The organism is Aeromonas aquatica (genome assembly GCF_000764655.1).
GTDB classification, from domain to species: domain Bacteria; phylum Pseudomonadota; class Gammaproteobacteria; order Enterobacterales; family Aeromonadaceae; genus Aeromonas; species Aeromonas aquatica.
Genome location: NZ_JRGL01000104.1, coordinates 45,667 through 61,789, shown reverse-complemented (window position 1 = coordinate 61,789; position 16,123 = coordinate 45,667). Strand labels below are relative to the sequence as shown.

Below are 16,123 nucleotides of genomic sequence, written 5' to 3'. Positions count from 1 at the left end.
CGGGGCGGCCGGGAGCCCGACCCCGTGGCGGCTGCACTTCTTCAAACTCAAGGCCCAGCGTGCCCTGGCTACCGAGCGAATGTGAATAACGACCCGAGTCAGGCGTTCTGGCAGACCCGGTTCTTGCCGCTGCGCTTGGCCTGATAGAGCGCCCGATCGGCCTGACTGAACAGGGTGTCGAAGTGCCAGCCCTGGGTGCAAGGCGCCAGCCCCAGGCTGGCGGTCACGCCTATGCCATCCAGCGCCAGTGTCGCCACCCCCTGCCGGATCTGCTCGCAACGGGCCTGTTGGGCAGTCGCCTCGACCTGTGGCAGCAGCAACACAAACTCCTCGCCACCGAAGCGGCTCGCCACCAGATCCCGCTGGCCCGCCAGATAAGTCCCCACCGCCGCCAGCACTCTGTCTCCCGCCTCATGGCCGTGGCGATCGTTGATCTGCTTGAAGTCGTCCAGATCCAGCACCACCAGTGCGCCGCGTCTGGATGCCTTGGCGCAGCGCGCCATGAAGCCCCGCCGATTGAGCAGGCCGGTCAGGGGATCCTGGCTGGCCTGCTGGCGCAGTGCCAGGGCCCGGTACTGGGTACAGAGCAACAACACCCCGAAGGTGGAGAGATAGTTGCCCATCAGCATGGAGAGGAAGGGCAGCACGTTGACCGCATGCTGATCCATCAGCACCCGCACCTCGCCGCTGAGCAGGGCCCCCATGCGCACCAGGTTGAAGCCATATAGCAGTATGTTGACCACGGTAAACACCAGCACCGCGGGCAGGTAGGCCGGATAGCCGTGGCGCCAGATGAGCAGGACGATCACCGCCCCCAGCACCATGTAGCTCAAACAGGCCAGCAGCACCCTGGGCGCCATCTCGTCGTTGAACAGCACGCTCCAGCTCAACAACAGCACATAGACCACCATGAACGCCGCGAATGCCCGCCAGCTCGGCGCCTTGTCAAAGAAGCGCTGCAAGGCCAGCGGCATCAGGGCGATGCAAAGGGTGATCAGCAGATTGGCGAGCCAGATCCCCGTCATGTTGGGCATGAAGGCTTGCAGGAAGAACAGGGACTGGGCCGCCAGGGCGCACAGGCTGGACCACCACCAGAGCCCGAGGCCCGGGATCTCCCTGTGGGTCAGCCAGATGATGGAGAGGGTGATGAAACCCAGGGCGTAGCCCCCGAGGGCCATCAGCATCAGGGTGAACACATCCAGTTTGAGCAGTATTGAGGCGTCCATACCCAGGCCTTCCGATGAGGATGGCTGAGTATATTGGAAGCCCATGACAAGACACAGAGGGAGCCATCCTTCCCGATGAAATAATTTTCCGGGTCTCCACCGCCAGGGGAAAGAGGGAGAGAAATTCAACGACGGGTGGCGATAAGCGAGTCCATTTGATTCCCGTTTGTCGGGGAAAAGGGCGCAAAGTGCCCCGCGCAAACTTTTGCACTTGAACCCACGCCATTAGATAGATATGTTGTTTTCATGTGGTTTTATGAGCCAAGCCGCGAGGAAAAAGTCCCACTAACTTATTGAGTCTTCTGGCACAATCAACTTTTGGTACATTTTTCACTCAGCCGACCATTCATAGAATCTCATATGGGGCTTTTGCCCGACCCAAGACAATAATCCTGTCTTGCCTGTTGCCGGATGCAGCAGTCTCTTGTGCCATGGAGTCGCACGGGAGCAGGTTCAAGGCCGAACACACTTTTCGACAGAGACGTCACTTATGATCAAAAAACTCATTCTCTCTACCCTGCTGCTGTGCGGGCTGGCCAACGCCGCTCCCAGCTCTACCCTGGATGCCGTGCTGGAGCGCGGTGTGCTGCGGGTCGGCTTCGATGCCGGCTATCAACCCTTCGAGATGACCAACAAGCAGGGCCAATACATCGGCTTTGACGTGGATCTTGCCAAAATGGTCGCCAAGGAGATGGGGGTCAAGGTGGAATTCGTCAACACCGCCTGGGATGGCATCATCCCGGCCCTCTTGACCGACAAGTTCGACGTCATCATGGGTGGCATGACGGTCACCCCCCAACGCAACCTGCGCGTCAACTTCGCCGACCCCTACATCGTCGTTGGTCAGACCATAGTGCTGCGCAAGGACAAGGCGGGCGAGATCAAGTCCTTCAGCGATCTGAACGATCCCAAGTACAAGATCGCGGTCAAACTCGGCACCACCGGCGAGCAAGCGGTCAAGCGCATGATCCCGAAAGCCACCCTGCTGCAGTTTGAAACCCAAGACGACGCCAAGCTGGAAGTGATCAACGGCAAGGTGGATGCCTTCATCTACGACCTGCCCTACAACGCCATCTTCGCGTCCCAGAACAAGGGCGCCGTGGTGCACCTGGACAAGCCGTTCACCTTCGAACCCCTGGCCTGGGCCATCCGCAAGGGTGATCAGGACACCCTCAACTGGCTGAACAACTACCTGCGCCAAATCAAGGGCGACGGCAGCTACGACCGTCTCTACAAGAAATGGTTTGAGTCCAACACCTGGCTCAACCAGCTGAAATAACCTCTCAAGGGGCGGCTTGCCGCCCCTTCACGCAGATGATCCCCACACAATAACTACAAAGAGGTTGCGACAGTGCACAACCCAACAAGACAGATGGAAAAACAACCCAACCGGCTGCTCTGGCACGGCGTCTTCCTGCTGATGCTGCTGGTCGCCGTCTTCGGCATCTACAAGGCCGTGCAGGCCGTGGATTACACCTGGCGCTGGGAGCGTATCCCCCAGTACATCGCCTACCAGGCCGAACAGAAAAATTATGCCGAGTTCGACGGCACCGTGGTCGCAGAGAAGGGACAGCTGTTCCTGCAAGACGATCTCGATGCCAAGCACCGTCAGGCCATCGCCGCCAAGGGCGCCCAGGTGGCCGAAGGGGATACCGTCTTCCTCGGTGATACCCTCGACACTCAACTCAGCTGGACCGCCGGTCCCATCGCCTGGGGCGTCTGGGTCACGGTCAAGCTCTCCCTGGTCGCCGGCGTCTTCGCCATCCTGCTCGGCACCCTGGCCGGCCTCGCCCGCCTCTCCCCCAATCCCGCCCTGCGCAACCTGGCGGTTACCTATGTGGAGCTCATCCGCGGCACCCCGCTGCTGGTGCAGATCTTCATCGTCTACTTCTTTATCGGCACGGTGCTCAATCTTGACCGCTTCACCGCCGGGGTCGCGGCGCTGGCCGTCTTCACCGGCGCCTACGTGGCCGAAATCGTGCGCGCCGGCATCAGCTCCATCCACAAGGGGCAGATGGAGGCGGGCCGCAGCCTTGGCATGACCTCGGCCCAGACCATGCGCTACGTTATCCTGCCCCAGGCGTTCAAGCGGGTCTTGCCCCCCCTGGCGGGCCAGTTCATCAACCTGATCAAGGACTCTTCACTGGTCTCGGTCATCTCCATCACGGATCTCACCAAGGCCGGGCGTGAGGTGGTCAGCTCCACCTTCAGCCCGTTCGAGGTATGGTTCACCGTGGCCCTGCTCTACCTGGTGCTCACAGGCACCCTCTCCTTCCTGGTACGCCGTCTCGAGGTGAAATATGCGAAAAGCAACTAACCCCCATTATCCGAGCTCGGCAGGAATCGAATCATTCTGCTACGACCGGCACGCCCTGCAGGAGTCGAGACATCCTGCTGCGACCGGCACGCCCCGCGCCTTCCTGATCCATCAGCTGGAGGTGAAACATGCGAAAGGCAACTAACCCCATCATCAAAGCCCGACAGGAGTCGAGAAGTTCTGCTGTGACCGGCACGCCCCGCGCCTGCCTGGTCCATCAGCTGGAGGTGAAACATGCGAAAAGCCACTGATCCCATCATCAAGGCGACGGCGGTCGAGAAGTTCTACGGCAGCGAAGTGCACGCCCTCAAGAACGTCAGCACCCAGGTAGCGGAGGGGGAAGTGGTGGTGATCGTCGGGCCGAGCGGCTCTGGCAAGTCCACCTTCCTGCGCACCCTCAATCAGCTCGAGACCATCAACGACGGCGACATCTGGGTCGATGGCATCTGCCTGACCGAGCCCGGCGACGTCAACAAGCTGCGTGAAGAGGTGGGCATGGTGTTCCAGTCCTTCAACCTCTTCCCCCACCTCAACGTGCTGGAGAACATCAGCCTCGCCCCCCAGAAGGTGCGGGGACTCTCCCGCAAGGAGGCCGAGGACAGATCCAAGGCGCTGCTGCTCAAGGTCGGGCTGTCAAACAAGGCCGCGAGCTACCCGTCCCAGCTCTCCGGCGGCCAGCAGCAACGGGTGGCCATCGCCAGGGCGCTCGCCATGCAGCCGCGCATCATGCTGTTTGACGAGCCCACCAGCGCGCTGGATCCCGAGATGGTGGGCGAGGTGCTGGACGTGATGAAGGGGCTGGCCCGCGAGGGCATGACCATGGTGGTGGTGACCCACGAGATGGGCTTCGCCCGGGAAGTGGCGGACAGAGTGCTGTTTATGGAGAGCGGCGAGCTGCTGGTGGATGAGAAACCCAGCGACTTCTTCGACAATCCCCCCTCCCCGCGGCTGCGCCAGTTCCTGAGTCAGGTGCTGTAATCCTGCGAATCAACTAACAAAAGAGGGAGCTCAGGCTCCCTCCTCTCATTCAGACGGCTCCAGGCCACCTTGCCATCAGAAGCGGTAGCGGCTCATCAGCCCCACATAGTGGGCCTCTGGCAACACGACCGGCGCCAATAGCCAGCGATCCGTGCTGTAGGCCCCCACCGCCGCGCCCAGCGCATTGGCACCCGCATCCAGGGCCGAGAAGTCACCGCGACCCGTTGCCCGCTCGATGAGTTCTCCGGCGATGCCGATGCCGGTGGAGACGCCAAACCCTATCCAACCCCTGTGCTCCCGATAGCCATAGTGATCCGCGATGGCCGTAAAGCCCGCCCCCATGGCCGCGCCGCCGGCAAAATGACTCAACTCGCTGTTGAAACTGTCATTGGCCCCTGCACTCGCGGTCAACAGGCTGAGCATGACGCAAACATGGTTTGCTCTCATCCTCTCCTCCTCAGCTGACATCATGCCGCTTTTGGCGCATCCCACTCGCGCGCCTTCTCTTCCAGTGTATGTGAGGATCCCGTCGGGAGAGGACAGTGGGCTCGCCGCCACCTTGGTCATGGAATGTTAATGAATTTTTAAATCCATTCGGTATGCTGGGAGCCAACTGGTCCAACCGGATAGCTCACATGGATGTGCAACTGCTACTGCTCTACCTGGCCCCGATTTTTCTGGCCTTCATCGGCTGGGAGATGCTCTATTTGCGCAAGCACGGTGCAGCCTTCCCCACCGCCGGCTACCAATGGCGGGACCTGTTCGCCAATGCCTCCCTGGCGCTGATGCATCAGGGAGGGGATGCGCTGGCGGCCATCGCCATCGCCTACCTCTACGACGGGCTCTGGGGTTGGCGGCTGCTGGACATAGAGCTCAATGTCTGGAGCCTGCTGCTGCTGTTTCTGCTGCAGGATCTCTGCTACTGGCTGTTCCACTTCGCCAGCCACCATGTGCGCTGGCTCTGGGCCTCCCACGTGGTACACCACAGCTCGGAGCGACTCAATCTCTCTACCGCCTTTCGCCAGAGCCTGATGTACCCCATCTCCGGCATGTGGCTGTTCTGGATCCCCATGATCCTCATCGGCTTCCCGCCAGAGGCCGTGGTGACCACAGTGCTGCTGAGCCTGGGTTTCCAGTTCTTCGTTCACACCCAGGTAGTGGGCAAGCTTGGCCGACTGGAGTGGATCCTCAATACCCCCTCCCACCACAGGGTGCATCACGCCAGCAATGCCAAGTACATAGACCGCAACTTCGCCGGGGTGCTGATCATCTGGGACAGGCTGTTTGGCACCTTCGTGGAAGAAGATCCCGCCGAGCCCTGCCGTTTCGGCATCACCAAGCCCATCCGCAGCTTCAACCCGCTCATCCTCACCTTCCACGAGTGGCGCGACATGCTGCGCGAGGCACGAGGCCTACCCTGGCGAGAGAAGCTCAAGGTGCTGTTTGGCAAGCCGGCAGGCCCTGCCGCGTCCTGAGCAAGCGCTGCGCACCCAATGAATGAGGCCACCCAAGGGTGGCCTCATCGCTTGTCCGGTCATGACGGCTTATCGCCCCGCCAGCACCCGCTTGGTCTGTTTGACCCAGTCGGAGACACGCCCCTGCTGGGGGAAGCCTTGCCAGACCTGCTCCCACTGCGCCGGGCTCAGGGGCCGGCCCAAGCGGCGCTGCACCCCGGCATAGAGGTAGTCGTGGGCCGTGGTGCGGGCCTGGGCGGAGGTGAGGAACTTGGAGACGGGATCGGTGAGGCGCACATCCCGCATGCCGAGCAGCGGGTAGTCGCTGTGCACCGCCGCCAGCATTGTCTCGCGCATGGCGGACTCGATGTAGCCGCGGGCAAACAGGGCGGTCACCGACTCCAGAGAGCCCTGATCCGGCCCCTGATACTCTTCATCGAAGACCGGGCTCGGCTCTGCCACGGCGCTTTGCACCACGGCATCAGGATCCGGCTGGGGAACCACCACCGCGGCCTGGGGGGCAACGGGCTTGGGCGTGGCGGCAGGCTTGCGCGGGGCACTCTGGCTACAGGCCCCCAAGGCGAGGGCCAGCGCCACACAGCCGAGCGCACGGGAATAAGACGGCATCTTCATGACTCCTGAACGACCTTCTCGGTCACTATGGTTTCCATTCATGGGTTCCACTCCGGTGGTCAGCGGCAAATCCCGACCTGGCCACCCCTTCACACTTGTCGGCTGCACATCTTATCGAAAAATGGCCCATACAGGGCCATTTTTATCTCGAGGCAGCCCGATGATCAGACCGCCGGATGTGACTCCTGCGCCAGCTTGTCGCTCGCGATGGGTTCTACCCGGGTGACCAGCAGCTGATCGATCTTGTAGCTGTCGATGTCCACCACTTCGAACTTGTAGCCCGCGTATTTCACCGAGTCGGTGCGCTTGGGGATCTTGCGCAGCATGAACATGATGAAACCGGCGATGGTCTCGTAGTTCTGGTTCCCCGGGAACTCCTCGATGTCGAAGGCCCGCATCACGTCGGAGATGGGGGTGACCCCGTCCACCAGCCAGGAGTTCTCGTCCCGCTGCACTATCTGCTCTTCCATCGCATGGGTGGCCCATTCCCCCATGACGGTGCTCATCAGGTCATTCATGGTGACGATGCCCACCACCAGAGCGTATTCGTTCATCACCACGGCGAAGTCGCCGCGATGATTCTTGAAGTACTCCATCGCCTCGTAGAGGTTCAGGGTGTCGGGGATGATGATGACGTTCTGCACCAGGGAGCCGCTGTTGAGATCGATGCTCTGGCCGCTGATGACGCGGATCAACAGTTCTTTCGCATCGACGAAGCCCTTGATGCTGTCGAGGTTGTGATCGCACACCAGGAATTTGTTGTGGGGGTGCTCGGCGATCTTGGCCTTGATACTCTCTTCACCTTCTTGCAGGGTGAAGTAGATGAGGCTCTCGCGGGCCGTCATGGCGGAGGTGACGCCGAGGGACTGCAACTCGAACACGTTCTCGATGAGCTGATGCTCCTCGCGCTGGATGACGCCGGCCTCGGCGCCCGCGTCCATCACCGCATAGATGTCGTCAGAGGTGATCTCGTCGTTGCGGATCATGGAGACCCGCAGCAGACGGAACAGCGCGTTGGCCATGCCGTTGAAGAACCACACCAGCGGCATCAGCAGGGTCACGCACAGCAGCATGGGGCGCACCACCACCACGGCAACCCGCTCCGGCATGCTCATGGCCAGACGCTTGGGCATGAGATCCGCTATCAGGATAAAGAGGCTGGTGACGACCACGAAGGAGACGACCGAGCTCAGCTGGGAGAGCCAGGGACCTTGATAGAAGCCGGCGATGAAGGTCTTGATGGCGGGGTTCAGGGCGGATTCGCCCAAGACTCCGCCCAGGATGGCGACGGTGTTGAGGCCAATCTGCACCACGGTGAAGAAGTTACCCGGTTGGGCCTGCAGCGCCAGTACCTTCTCGGCATGGCGGTTTCCCTCGTCGGCCATCACCTGCAACTTGATCTTGCGGGAGGCGGCGAGAGAGATCTCGGAAAGGGAGAAGAACACGCTGCCGGCGACCAGCAGCATCAAAAAGAATAAACTATCGGCAAAACTCATGATTGACCTATTGCGACAGCCGCCTTAGCACAAGACGGCAAACTGGGCCCGGGATACCAGACCGTGAGTCCATCCGGGACTCACACAGGGGGCATATTCTAGCAGAAAAGCGTCCATTGGGTGGCGTTATCTTAACCTGTCGCCCAATGCAACAAAAAAGGCGCTCAACGCGCCTTTTTATTCATTTCTGGTTCAATGCTTGCCGAGCAGGTCGCTCAGCTCGTCCGCCTTGGTGTGGCGCACGTCCTTGCCCTTGACGTAGTAGACGATGTATTCGCAGATGTGCTGGCAACGATCGCCGACCCGCTCGATGGCCCGCGCAGCCCACAGCACGTTCAGTACCTGGGGAATGGTGCGGGGATCTTCCATCATGTAGGTCATCAGCTCGCGGATGATGGACTCGTACTCCCGATCCACCTTGTCATCTTCCTTGTAGACGGCGATGGCCGCCTCCAGATCCATGCGGGCGAAGGCGTCGAGCACGTCGTGCAGCATCTTGATGGTGCGGCGGCCCATGTTCTCGAGCGACACCAATGGCGGCTGCGGCTTGTTGGCGTTGTCGGTCAGCATGCGGGCGATCTTGTCCGCCACGTCGCCGATGCGCTCCAGATCCGTGATGGTCTTGATGATGGCCATCACCAGTCGCAGGTCGGACGCGGTCGGCTGACGCTTGGCGATGATGCGGGTGCACTCCTCGTCGATGGCCACTTCCATGGCGTTGACCTTATGGTCGTTGGCCACTATCTTGCGCGCCGCGTCCAGATCCTGGATGTGGATGGCCGAGATGGCGTCGGTCAGCTGCTGCTCCACCAGGCCACCCATCACCAGCACCTGATTGCGTACGTTCTCCAGCTCGGCATTGAACTGACCGGAGATGTGTTTATTGAGGTTCATATTGTCCATACAAATAATCCTTATGCTCCGATTATGCCTTAGCCACTGAACTGACCGCTAATGTGTTCGCTGAAATTCACGCTGTTCATACCACTCTTTCCCTCACCCCTTAGCCGTAACGACCTGTGATGTAGTCTTCGGTCTTCTTCTTGGCCGGAGTGGTGAAGATGGTGTTGGTGTTCGAGTACTCGATGAGCTCGCCCATGTACATGAAGGCGGTCTGATCCGACACCCGCGCCGCCTGTTGCATGTTGTGGGTGACGATGACCACGGTGAACTGGCTCTTGAGCTCGTTGATCAGCTCCTCGATGGTGAGGGTGGAGATGGGATCCAGCGCCGAGGTCGGTTCATCGAGCAGCAGCACTTCCGGCTCGATGGCGATGGCCCGGGCGATCACCAGCCGCTGTTGCTGACCACCGGACAGGCCAAACGCATTGTCATGCAGCCGATCCTTCACCTCTTCCCACAGCGCGGCGCCGCGCAGTGAACGCTCGGCGGCCTCATCCAGGGTACGGCGGTCGTTGATGCCCTGCAGGCGCAGGCCATAGACCACGTTCTCGTAGATGGACTTGGGGAAGGGGTTAGGACGCTGGAACACCATGCCCACCTGACGGCGCAGGGCGGAGACATCCACCCCCTTGTCATAGATGTTGTGGCCGTGCAGCTGGATCTCCCCCTCGATGCGGCAGATCTCCACCAGATCGTTCATCCGGTTGATGCAGCGCAGCAGGGTCGACTTGCCACAGCCGGACGGGCCGATGAAGGCGGTCACCTGCCCTTTCGGGATCTTCATGTTGACGTTGAACAGCGCCTGCTTGTTGCCGTAATACAGGTTGAGATCCTTGACCTCGAGCGCGGTCTGTTCCGGGCTCAGATTGAGCAAGTCCAGGGCGGTATGCTGGGTCGAAGTCGGTGTTACGTTGATCATCTGTTACCTCAATCGGTTCAAGGTGGCCGGATGCACTCCGGCGACCATCATGCTGTTGATGGCGGCCGCTGGCCGCGCATCTCTTGTCTCTGGGGTGGCCGGATTAATGCTCCAGCGACCGGAATTTCTCGCGCAGGTGGTTACGAATACCGATAGCCGTCAGGTTCAGGCCGACGATCACCGTCACCAGCAGGAAGGAGGTGGCATACACCAGCGGCCGCGCCGCCTCGACGTTCGGGCTCTGGAAGCCCACATCGTAGATGTGGAAGCCCAGATGCATGAACTTGCGCTCCACGTGCAGGTACGGGAAGTTGCCATCCATCGGCAACGTGGGAGCAAGCTTCACCACCCCCACCAGCATCAGCGGTGCCACTTCACCCGCCGCGCGCGCTATCGCCAGGATAAGGCCGGTCATGATGGCCGGGCTCGCCATGGGCAGCACGATGCGCCACAGGGTCTCGGCCTGGGTGGCACCCAGTGCCAGGGAGCCTTGACGAATGGTGCTCGGGATCCGCGCCAGCCCCTCTTCGGTGGAGACGATCACCACCGGCAGGGTCAGGATGGCCAGGGTCAGCGCCGACCAGATGACGCCGGGGGAACCAAAGGTCGGGCTCGGCAGCGCTTCCGGGTAGAACAGCTGGTCTAACGAACCACCGAGCGTGTAGACGAAGAAACCCAGGCCGAACACGCCGTACACGATGGAGGGCACGCCCGCCAGGTTGATCACCGCGATGCGGATGATCTTGGTCAGGCTGTTCTTGCCCGCGTACTCGTGCAGGTAGACGGCCGCCACCACCCCCAGCGGAGTCACGATGATCGCCATCAGCAGCACCATGAACACGGTGCCGAAGATGGCCGGGAAGACGCCGCCCTCGGTGTTGGCCTCACGGGGATCGTCGGAGACGAACTTGCCGATCTGATGGAACCAGTGTCCCACCTTGGCCGGCAGGCTCATGTCGTTGGGCCAGACCACGTCCAATACCTTGGACATGGGCATGGTGACCAGCTCGCCGCGCATATCCTTGACGACGATGCTGTCCCTGTCCGCCTGACTGCGCAGGGAGAACAGCTCCTTCTCCAGCCCCTGGTAACGTTCGCCCAGCGCCTGGCGCTCGGCGGCCAGCTGGGATTTCAGCTGATCGGTCAGCTTGCCATCCAGCTCGGCCTTGCGCTCCTTGAGGCGCAGCTTCTCGAGCTGATAGTTGATGCTGCCGATGTCACCCTTTTGCAGGTCGTTGGCCTGTTCGGAAAGCGCGTTGGCCCGAGCCAGCACCCGCTGCAGCGCAGGGTGCAGATCCGACGTCAGCTCCTTGCCATCTTCCTTCACCGAGGTGATGTAGCCGTAGAAGTTGCCGTTGGTGGTGCGTTCCACCATGGCGAGCTCGGCCGGCAGGGTGCGGGACTTGATGTCGGTCTCCAGCACCCAGCGGAAATCGAGGTCGACGAATTCACGGTTGCCGGTCTTGACCAGATAACGGGTCAACAGCTCGCGCTCTTCCCCGGCCAGCGCCTGGCCGGCGGCACGCAGCCGCTCAACCGGCACCTCTTCGCGATCGTTGATCTCGCCGATCAGCACGCTCTTGTTGCCGGCCGCGTCTTCCAGCTGCCACTCATAGATGGGGTGCGGCCAGAAGTAGACCAGACCACGCCAGCCGATCAGCAGCAACAGACCCAGTACGGCCACCAGACTCAGGCTGACGGCGCCGCCTGTCATCCAGATCCAGGGGGCCCCTGATTTAAACCACTTACCCATTGTTGATTCCTTGTCCATATACAGAACGCCGCTTTTTAATAGAACGGCTCATTACAGAGAGCTGTATTTTTCGCGCAACCGCTGACGAATGAACTCGGCCAGGGTGTTGAACATAAAGGTGAATACAAACAGGACGAAGGCCGCGAGGAACAGTACCCGGTAGTGGGAACTGCCCACTTCCGACTCCGGCATCTCCACCGCGATGTTCGCCGCCAGGGTGCGCAGCCCCTGGAACATGGAGAAGTCCATGATGGGGGTATTACCGGTCGCCATCAGCACTATCATGGTCTCGCCCACGGCGCGGCCAAGGCCCATCATCACCGCCGAGAAGATGCCCGGACTCGCGGTCAGGATCACCACCCGGCTCAGGGTCTGCCAGGGAGTGGCACCGAGTGCCAGGGACCCTTGAGTGAGGTGCTTGGGCACAGAGAACACCGCATCCTCGGCGATGGAGAAGATGGTGGGTATGACCGCGAAGCCCATGGCGATGCCGACCACCAGGGAGTTGCGCTGGTCAAACTTGATGCCCATCTCGTGGGTCAGCCAGATGCGGGAATCCCCGTGCATGAAGGCGTTTTCGATGAGCGGGCTCAGGGCGAAGGCCCCCCAGCCGATGAACAGCAGCACCGGAATGAGCAGGATGGCGTGCCAGCCCTCTGGCAGCCACAAGCGGCCACGCTCCGGCAGGTAGTTCCAGACCAGCGCCGTCAGCAACATGCCCATGGGCAGCAGGATCAGCAGCAGGATCACCCCGGGTAGCGCCCCTTCGATGATGGGAGCGAGCCAGAGACCGGCCAGGAAGCCCAGTATCACGGTCGGCAGCGCCGCCATGATTTCCACCGTCGGCTTGACGTACTTGCGCAGGCCCGCCGACATGAAGTAGGCGGTGTAGATGGCACCGGCCACGCCGAGGGGCACCGCGAACAGCATGGCGTAGAAGGAGGCCTTGAGGGTCCCGAACACCAGGGGCACCAGGCTCAGCTTGGCTTCGAAGTCGTTGCTTGCGGAGGTGGACTGCCACACGTATTGCGGCTCGGGATAGCCTTCGTACCACACCTGCTGCCACAGCGCCGACCAGGTCACCTCGGGGTGATCATTCTCGACGGAGAACAGCTTGAAGTTGTTCTCCTGCTGCGCCAGCAGCAGATTGTGACGCGGGGAGATGGCCAGGGCCGCCATGGCACCGCCTTCGACCTTCTCGCTCAGCAGCTTGGTCTCGCCGGTGGCGTGGAAGAAGTTGACGGTACCGTCCTTGGCGCTGCTGATGAAGCCCTTGCGGAAGTGCTCAGGGGTCAGCAAGTCGACCGGGCCATCATTCTTGAAGTCACGAATTTGGGTGAATGCACGTTTGCCATCTTTGGCCACCTCGAACCACTGGGAGATGACGCCATTGTCATTGCCCACCAGTAGGGAAGAGGCGCCGGAGAGCAGCGCGACCTGGGTCACGTTGGCGTTCGGAGCATTGATCTCCATGACGTCGCGCAGGGAGATGTCATCCAGGTTGTGGATGTCATAGACCGACAGGCGGTTGCCCTCGCGCACGAACAGGATGCGCAGATTGGGGGTCAGCAACATCTGATCCACCTGGCGCGGCAGGGAGGGTATGGCGTAGTTCTGGCTGCTCCACTCTACTTCCCCGGAGAGGAAGTTCTCCTCACCGCTCAGCACCGCCATCACACCACGGCCATCTTCGGTCACGGCGGCGGCGGCCATCTTGTCCTTGGTCGCCTCGAACACCATGCGTTGCAGCGCCTTGCCCTGTGGATCGAGCACCATGGGCTCTTCACCGAAGGGATATTGCAGGCTTGGCTCGATGACGCGCACGTCGTTGGGATAGGAGACCTTGAAATAGGGCTGAACGACCAGCGCCTTGCCATCGGCAAAGCCGTAGGCGATCAGCTTCTGGCCGGGGGCCGGCGTCGCGACCGCGCTGATGTTGCCGGGGATCTGGGTCTGACCCAGTACCTGACCTACCTTGAGGTTGCCATCGGCTTGCACCACGAAGAAGCTGACCTCTCCCTTGTCGCTGAAGCGGTAACCTATCTCGTTTTGCTCCTCGACGCCGAGCCAGGCGGTCTTGCCCTGCACCGGCAGCGTGAAGGAAGAGGTCGCGTCCATGCTGGCGCCATTGAAGATGGGCTTCACCACATAGAGCAGGTAGAAGAATATAAGCAGCAAGGCCACCAGTACCAGACCACCCCCAGTGGTGACTCCGTACTTGGCCAGTTTGTCCTTGATCCGGCGTTTTCTACTGCCCGCCATGACCAGGTTGATCGATTCCGATGACATGCAAAACCTCAATGTGAGCTAGGCTTGGCGGCATTATATGGCGGTTGCATGACAGTTTTGTTACATCGGACGCGATGAAACGCAGGTTCTTTCAAGGACAAACAAGGCTGGACCCATCTCGGTGAGAGAGCGCCAACCGCTTGTTTATATAAGGTATTTAAAAGGGAGTAGGACAGGATGGCGGACGCCCCCCTGCGGGAGTCAGGCGGGCGTGTCGCTCGCGGGTTGTGATGCCAGTTTCTGCGCCTTCTTCTCGGCCCGGCGCCGTTTGAAAAAGGCAGACAGCTGGGCCGAGCAGGCATCCGCCAGCACATCCCCACAGAGCTCGACCCTGTGGTTGTGGCGGGGATCCTGCAGGATCTCGAACACCGAGCCCGCCGCCCCCGTCTTGAGATCCCGGGCGCCGAACACCACCCGCTTGACGCGGCTGTGGATGAGGGCGCCGGCGCACATGCAGCAGGGCTCGAGGGTCACATAGAGCACGGTATCGAGCAGCCGGTAGTTTTGCAGCCGGGTGCCGGCGGCGCGGATCGCCATGATCTCCGCATGGGCGCAGGCGTCATGCTCGCTGATGGAGCGATTCCAGCCCTCGCCTATCACCTCGTCCCCCAGCACCAGCACGGCCCCCACCGGGATCTCGCCGATCCCTTCGGCCTTGCTGGCCAGCGCCATGGCGTGGCGCATCCAGCGCTCGTCTTGCTGCGCTTGCTCAACGGAATCAGCATTCTCTGATGGCGTCACGCCCTTACCTCTTTATATTGCCTGTGTGCCTTGAACATCGGCGCCGTGCCGACCGGGATCTCACCCGTTTCCCCCTCGGCCCTGGCGGCCAGCGCCATGGCATGGCGCATCCAGCGCTCGTCTTGCACCTGCTGCGACTCGGCCACCTTCTTCTCTATTGGCTCCACGCCGTTCCTCTCGTTTATCTGCATTCAAAAGACGATAACACCGACTCAGCCCGTGACGAACTCAGGGTATCAGGCGTCGCCACCGCCAGATACCGCTCGGCAAGTGGGCGGCGATTATGCCAAATCTCTCGCCCGGGCCCAAGTCGCACTTCCCTCTGCAACAAGGGGTCTGCGCAATAAAGAAGCAGTCGGCATCTGTCTGATAAAAAAGGAGTTGCACCCAGTTGTTCATATCATTAGACTCCCTTCCGTCAGCTCGAACTGACCTCGTCGGTGTGTAGCGCAGCCAGGTAGCGCATCTGCATGGGGTGTAGAGGGTCGGAGGTTCGAATCCTCTCACACCGACCATTTTCCCCGAAAATAGCCCAGTCTTGTGACTGGGCTATTTTTTTGCCTGCATCTCTCCCTCGCTATCTTCTTCTCTTATTCCCTTCTTTACACCCGCATCCTGCTGCCATCGACCGCAAACACAGCATTGGCATGTTTTTTATACAGAACCACTTGAAGCTTTTATAAAGTGCCGCTAGGATACGCAACTTTTCCGCCGGCCATGCATACAGGGAGGTGGATATTCGGGTGAGGGAGTCACCGACCGGCTTGCAATCCAATGAGGCAAGCACCCATGACGCAAGCAGTTGATACTCAACCCGACCAGCCCCTTCTCTCGCCCTCCCATCCCGCGCTCGAGTCCGGTGATGCCGAAGGCGGCAGCATGGTACGCCTTGATGTGATCGATCTCGCCGCCCCGGACGAGGACTACTGAGGCGAAGAAGGCCTCCCCCTCTCCCATCAACGCCGCGGATGAAGGGCCGGTTTTGTTGTCCGGCACCGCTTCTTGAATCCCGCCAAATCACCGCCGACAAAAATAACCACAAAATGCTGGTTAATTAGATATTATCGGTATAATTCACTGGTCACATACCTACCTTCGGCTCCCCTGCCCCTTCGACTCCTTGATACAAACCTACGTTATTGCGCGTCATTTCAACCCTGGGTGCGCCAGCCCCTCCCTATCCACGGATCTCGCCATCAAGTTTTAAACAACAGTTCGCCAGTCAACCTTGCTGGGCGCTAGATAACGACTACATTCGCAGAATGAATTTCATACAGATGTTTTCGCAAAGCCTGGAGTAAGGTCGGGATTTGTTTTTGCATTGGTAATTTTATTACGTAATTTATTACATTTTTGCTGCTCGACACGGCGCTCATTCTGCCCACCTGGCGAGGGGAATAACCAAGAGCATAAC

General features: G+C 60.5%; 16 protein-coding genes and 1 tRNA gene. 7 read left to right on the top strand and 10 right to left on the bottom strand.

Translation table 11 applies throughout. From position 1 onward, the window contains the following. Positions 1-98 precede the first annotated feature (98 nt). Positions 99-1,226 carry a GGDEF domain-containing protein gene (locus LG30_RS0113200; RefSeq protein WP_033131225.1) on the bottom strand — a complete coding sequence of 376 codons (1,128 nt, stop codon included), beginning with the start codon at positions 1,224-1,226 and terminating at the stop codon, positions 99-101. A gap of 490 nt (positions 1,227-1,716) precedes the next feature. Between LG30_RS0113200 and LG30_RS0113195 the strand changes: the two genes are divergently transcribed. From LG30_RS0113195 to LG30_RS0113185, 4 genes are all read left to right on the top strand, one after another. Further along, positions 1,717-2,505, top strand: coding sequence for a transporter substrate-binding domain-containing protein (locus tag LG30_RS0113195; RefSeq protein WP_033131167.1), 789 nt, complete (start codon positions 1,717-1,719; stop codon positions 2,503-2,505). Between the two features lie 93 nt (positions 2,506-2,598). Then, positions 2,599-3,543, top strand: coding sequence for an amino acid ABC transporter permease (locus LG30_RS0113190; RefSeq protein ID WP_033131166.1), 945 nt, complete (start codon positions 2,599-2,601; stop codon positions 3,541-3,543). Then, on the top strand, positions 3,527-3,688 hold the full coding sequence (locus LG30_RS22405; RefSeq protein WP_161785832.1) for a hypothetical protein: 162 nt from the start codon (positions 3,527-3,529) through the stop codon (positions 3,686-3,688). Before LG30_RS0113190 ends, LG30_RS22405 begins: the two co-directional genes overlap by 17 nt. 89 nt (positions 3,689-3,777) lie before the next feature. Next, the gene (locus LG30_RS0113185; protein WP_033131165.1) at positions 3,778-4,521 is read left to right on the top strand and encodes an amino acid ABC transporter ATP-binding protein; all 744 of its coding nucleotides are present in this window, start codon (positions 3,778-3,780) and stop codon (positions 4,519-4,521) included. A gap of 75 nt (positions 4,522-4,596) precedes the next feature. On the opposite strand, the gene LG30_RS0113180 is transcribed toward LG30_RS0113185, so the two are convergent. Continuing rightward, positions 4,597-4,968 carry a YfiM family lipoprotein gene (locus LG30_RS0113180; RefSeq protein ID WP_033131164.1) on the bottom strand — a complete coding sequence of 124 codons (372 nt, stop codon included), beginning with the start codon at positions 4,966-4,968 and terminating at the stop codon, positions 4,597-4,599. Between the two features lie 188 nt (positions 4,969-5,156). On the opposite strand from LG30_RS0113180, the gene LG30_RS0113175 reads away from it, so the two are divergent. Next, positions 5,157-5,996: a sterol desaturase family protein gene (locus LG30_RS0113175; RefSeq protein WP_033131224.1), complete on the top strand. Its 840-nt coding sequence runs from the start codon at positions 5,157-5,159 to the stop codon at positions 5,994-5,996. A gap of 69 nt (positions 5,997-6,065) precedes the next feature. On the opposite strand, the gene LG30_RS0113170 is transcribed toward LG30_RS0113175, so the two are convergent. The 8 genes from LG30_RS0113170 to LG30_RS22625 form a co-directional block, all read right to left on the bottom strand. After that, complete coding sequence (locus LG30_RS0113170; protein ID WP_033131163.1) at positions 6,066-6,608, bottom strand: hypothetical protein; 543 nt, start codon at positions 6,606-6,608, stop codon at positions 6,066-6,068. Positions 6,609-6,772: 164 nt separating this feature from the next. After that, complete coding sequence (gene paeA / locus LG30_RS0113165) at positions 6,773-8,104, bottom strand: polyamine export protein PaeA (protein WP_033131162.1); 1,332 nt, start codon at positions 8,102-8,104, stop codon at positions 6,773-6,775. Positions 8,105-8,296: 192 nt separating this feature from the next. Continuing rightward, entirely contained in the window at positions 8,297-9,007 is a 711-nt protein-coding gene (gene phoU / locus LG30_RS0113160) for a phosphate signaling complex protein PhoU (RefSeq protein ID WP_025327511.1), read from the bottom strand. A gap of 100 nt (positions 9,008-9,107) precedes the next feature. After that, positions 9,108-9,926 (bottom strand): phosphate ABC transporter ATP-binding protein PstB, encoded by an 819-nt coding sequence (gene pstB / locus LG30_RS0113155; protein ID WP_033131161.1) that lies wholly within the window; start codon positions 9,924-9,926, stop codon positions 9,108-9,110. Between the two features lie 103 nt (positions 9,927-10,029). Further along, positions 10,030-11,679 carry a phosphate ABC transporter permease PstA gene (pstA, locus tag LG30_RS0113150; RefSeq protein WP_033131160.1) on the bottom strand — a complete coding sequence of 550 codons (1,650 nt, stop codon included), beginning with the start codon at positions 11,677-11,679 and terminating at the stop codon, positions 10,030-10,032. 51 nt (positions 11,680-11,730) lie between these two features. Beyond that, on the bottom strand, positions 11,731-13,968 hold the full coding sequence (locus LG30_RS0113145; RefSeq protein ID WP_033131159.1) for an ABC transporter permease subunit: 2,238 nt from the start codon (positions 13,966-13,968) through the stop codon (positions 11,731-11,733). A 201-nt stretch (positions 13,969-14,169) separates the two neighbouring features. Further along, positions 14,170-14,709 (bottom strand): tRNA adenosine(34) deaminase TadA, encoded by a 540-nt coding sequence (gene tadA, locus LG30_RS0113140; protein ID WP_033131158.1) that lies wholly within the window; start codon positions 14,707-14,709, stop codon positions 14,170-14,172. Then, positions 14,706-14,876: a hypothetical protein gene (locus LG30_RS22625; protein ID WP_420796351.1), complete on the bottom strand. Its 171-nt coding sequence runs from the start codon at positions 14,874-14,876 to the stop codon at positions 14,706-14,708. Before LG30_RS22625 ends, tadA begins: the two co-directional genes overlap by 4 nt. Positions 14,877-15,147: 271 nt before the next feature. Here LG30_RS22625 and LG30_RS0113130 point away from each other — a divergent pair. After that, positions 15,148-15,224 (top strand) — tRNA-Pro (locus LG30_RS0113130). A 274-nt stretch (positions 15,225-15,498) separates the two neighbouring features. Further along, complete coding sequence (locus LG30_RS22540) at positions 15,499-15,639, top strand: hypothetical protein (protein WP_193354273.1); 141 nt, start codon at positions 15,499-15,501, stop codon at positions 15,637-15,639. Positions 15,640-16,123: the final 484 nt, after the last annotated feature.

What these genes read in the sequence shown, in the direction of transcription:
- LG30_RS0113200 (WP_033131225.1), bottom strand. Translation starts at nt 1,226, where the DNA reads ATGGACGCCTCAATACTGCTCAAACTGGATGTGTTCACCCTGATGCTG.
- LG30_RS0113195 (WP_033131167.1), top strand. Translation starts at nt 1,717, where the DNA reads ATGATCAAAAAACTCATTCTCTCTACCCTGCTGCTGTGCGGGCTGGCC.
- LG30_RS0113190 (WP_033131166.1), top strand. Translation starts at nt 2,599, where the DNA reads ATGGAAAAACAACCCAACCGGCTGCTCTGGCACGGCGTCTTCCTGCTG.
- LG30_RS22405 (WP_161785832.1), top strand. Translation starts at nt 3,527, where the DNA reads ATGCGAAAAGCAACTAACCCCCATTATCCGAGCTCGGCAGGAATCGAA.
- LG30_RS0113185 (WP_033131165.1), top strand. Translation starts at nt 3,778, where the DNA reads ATGCGAAAAGCCACTGATCCCATCATCAAGGCGACGGCGGTCGAGAAG.
- LG30_RS0113180 (WP_033131164.1), bottom strand. Translation starts at nt 4,968, where the DNA reads ATGAGAGCAAACCATGTTTGCGTCATGCTCAGCCTGTTGACCGCGAGT.
- LG30_RS0113175 (WP_033131224.1), top strand. Translation starts at nt 5,157, where the DNA reads ATGGATGTGCAACTGCTACTGCTCTACCTGGCCCCGATTTTTCTGGCC.
- LG30_RS0113170 (WP_033131163.1), bottom strand. Translation starts at nt 6,608, where the DNA reads ATGAAGATGCCGTCTTATTCCCGTGCGCTCGGCTGTGTGGCGCTGGCC.
- paeA (WP_033131162.1), bottom strand. Translation starts at nt 8,104, where the DNA reads ATGAGTTTTGCCGATAGTTTATTCTTTTTGATGCTGCTGGTCGCCGGC.
- phoU (WP_025327511.1), bottom strand. Translation starts at nt 9,007, where the DNA reads ATGGACAATATGAACCTCAATAAACACATCTCCGGTCAGTTCAATGCC.
- pstB (WP_033131161.1), bottom strand. Translation starts at nt 9,926, where the DNA reads ATGATCAACGTAACACCGACTTCGACCCAGCATACCGCCCTGGACTTG.
- pstA (WP_033131160.1), bottom strand. Translation starts at nt 11,679, where the DNA reads ATGGGTAAGTGGTTTAAATCAGGGGCCCCCTGGATCTGGATGACAGGC.
- LG30_RS0113145 (WP_033131159.1), bottom strand. Translation starts at nt 13,968, where the DNA reads ATGTCATCGGAATCGATCAACCTGGTCATGGCGGGCAGTAGAAAACGC.
- LG30_RS22540 (WP_193354273.1), top strand. Translation starts at nt 15,499, where the DNA reads ATGACGCAAGCAGTTGATACTCAACCCGACCAGCCCCTTCTCTCGCCC.